The sequence below is a fragment of the Streptomyces sp. P5F9 genome (assembly GCF_057961495.1).
In genome coordinates this window covers 1-2,605 of sequence record NZ_JBXVPZ010000774.1, presented here as the reverse complement: position 1 = coordinate 2,605, position 2,605 = coordinate 1, and the positions used below count along the sequence as shown (strand labels likewise).

The 2,605-nt window shown below is 71.2% G+C and carries 3 protein-coding genes; 1 reads left to right on the top strand and 2 read right to left on the bottom strand.

Annotated elements, in window-relative coordinates:
• A partial coding sequence (locus tag AC31A1_RS49855) for a cyclase family protein (RefSeq protein WP_489659669.1) occupies positions 1 to 600 on the bottom strand: 600 nt, incomplete at its 3' end.
• Between the two features lie 137 nt (positions 601 to 737).
• Here AC31A1_RS49855 and AC31A1_RS49850 point away from each other — a divergent pair.
• A complete protein-coding gene (locus AC31A1_RS49850; protein ID WP_489659668.1) occupies positions 738 to 1,442 on the top strand; it encodes a GntR family transcriptional regulator in 705 nt (234 codons plus the stop codon).
• Between the two features lie 35 nt (positions 1,443 to 1,477).
• Here AC31A1_RS49850 and solA read toward each other — a convergent pair.
• Positions 1,478 to 2,605, bottom strand: a 1,128-nt coding sequence (gene solA / locus AC31A1_RS49845) for an N-methyl-L-tryptophan oxidase (RefSeq protein ID WP_489659667.1), incomplete at its 5' end; no start/stop codon positions are given.

The following is a 2,605-nucleotide window of genomic DNA, read 5'->3' as shown; positions in this document are numbered from 1 at the left end:
CTGGAGGGGCAGGGGGAGGGAGAGCATGTCGTAGACCCCGGCGGGTGTGTGGAGCAGGTCCACGACCTCCAGGATCAACACCTCGGCGGCGCACAGGAGTTGGTGGGTCTCCCAGTGGGTGGTGTAGGCGACCGCCTCGATGCTCAGATAGTCGATGCCGGCGGTGCGCACCCCGGCCTCGATGAGGCGTTCCGCGCCGTCCGGGGCCAGTCCGACCCAGTCGCGGGCCTTCCACGGGCTGCGCAGGACGCCCTCGGAGTTGCTGGTGCGCAGCAGCACCCGTTCCTCCTGGCCGAGGCCGGCCGCGTCGAGGTCGGCGGCGGTGATCTGCTCCTTGACGTGGGTGAGGTCCAGCACCCGCGCGGCGCCGTTGAGGGCGGACAGGTCGAGCCGGTCGACCGTCTTGCCGCCGTCGATGAAGTGGGCCGGAGCGTCGATGTGGGTGCCGGTGTGGGCGCCGATGCGCCAGCGGCTCACGTTGGAGGGATCGCCGGCGGTACGGGACTCGACGATCTCCACCTCGGGGCGGCGGCCCCAGTGGAGCATGCCGGGATGGATGGGAACGGACACGTCGATCGCCTTGGCGAAGTCCAGATTCATGCGGCCCTCCTATTGGATGCGGATATCATGGAAGTGGATCCAAAAATGAGCGGCTGTGGACGCCCCCGGCCGCGTGGGAAACTGCTCCACCACCGCGCAGCCCCCGACCGCCCCCGAGAAGGGTTTGACCGACTCCGATGACGCCTCAGACTGACGAGAGTCCCCTCGTCGACGACATCGCGGCCCGCATCCGCGCGCGGATCATGAACGGCGAGCTGGCGATCGGCAAACCGCTGCGCCAGGCGGCGCTGGCCACCGAGTTCGGGGTCAGCCGCACACCGGTGCGCGAGGCGCTGCGCCAGCTGCAGAACGGCGGGCTGATCGAGATGCAGCCTAACCGCGGTGCGGTGGTGCGGGTGCCCGCGCCCTGGGAGGTGCGCCAGGCCTACGAGGTGCGGGCCGAGCTGGAGGGCATGGCCGCCCGGCGCGCCGCCTCCCGCATCACAGAACGCGGGCTCGCCGCGCTGCGCGAGCACAACGCGGTTCTCTGCGAGGCGGTGGCGCGGGCCGAGGATGAGGTGAGGGGTGCGGGCGGACTCACCACCACGGCCGCCAACGACTGTTTCCACACGGTCATCTGCGAAGCGGCCGACAATCCCTGGCTGACCCGGATGATCGACCGGATCAACGAGAGTTTCCCTCGCAACGTCTCCTCGCTCGCCCTCGCCGGCGACGAACGCCACCGGCAGCTGAACATCCGTCAGCACGAGGCGGTGATCGAGGCGTTGGCCGCGCACGACGCCGACGGCGCCGACGCGTTGATGCGCGAGCACGTCATCAGTTCCGGCGAGCATCTGACGGCCTGGTACGAGCGCCGGTCCCAGACGGTCTTCCACGGCTGAGCGCCGGGTTCGGGTTGTCTTCCTGGTGCGGCCCTTCACGGGGTACCGCCGGGGAACAGCCGGGCCGGGGAGAGGAAGTCCAGGTCCGGGCGGGCGATTCCGCACACGAGGTCGGCCAGTGCCTCACCGATCGCCGGTCCGAACTTGAACCCGTGCCCTGAACACGCCGACGCCACCAACACCTGTGGCACGCCCGGCACTTCGCCGACGAGGAAGCGCCGGTCGGCGGTCATCGTGTAGAGGCACGTCAGGCTCTCGGTGACTGGTCCTGCGCCGGGCAGCACCTGGGCCACCGCCTCGGCGAGCAGGGCGAGTTCGTCGGCCGTCGCTTCGGGGCGGGGAGCCTGTGGGTCCCAGGGCGGGCCGCTGTCCAACCCGGCCTTGAGGCCACGGCCGTCGGCCGCGGGGAACCCGTACAGGAGGCCCTGCGGCAGGTCGACGGAGAAGCTGCCGAGGCCGGAGGCGCCGAGCGGTCCCGCCGGGTCGGCGGCGAAGTAGGCGTTGACGATACGAGTGACCGTCAGATGCGGTGTCAGGAACGGGACGTGGGCCGCCGTCCAGGGGCCGGCGCACAGCACGAGACGCCGCGTGCGCAGGACGGCCCTGCCGGTGCGGACCACGACCTCGTCGCCGTCCGGTTCCCAGCCGAGGACGGGGGCGTGGTCGTGAATGTGCGCGCCGGAGCGTTCGGCGAGGGTCAGTTGGGCGCGCAGCGTCTCCTGCGCGTCGATGATGCCGGCGCGCGGGTCGTGTACGGCCGTGAATCCGGTGGGGAGCCGCAGTCCCGGGAAAATCCGTGCCGCTTCCTCGGTATCGACTTCGCGGCAACCGGGGCCGCGCAGGGGATCGGGCCGGTCCTTCGGAGCCGCGTACAACCCGCCGGTGATGTCGAGCAGTTGGGCCTTCGAGGCGCCCTCCAGCTCCGCCCAGGCCCGGTAGGCGGTGTCGACCAGGGCGTCCCAGTCGGGGTGCGGATAGGCGCGGCGGATCATCCGGGTCGCTCCGTGCGAGGAGCCCAAGTCGTGGTGCAGGCCGAACTGTTCGAGCCCGAGGACGTCGAGCCCGCGCGCGGCCAGCTGACGTAGAGCGGCGCTGCCGTGCACGCCCAGTCCGACCACGATCGCGTCGTGGCAGCGGGCGTTGGGGCGTGGGGTGTGTGGGGT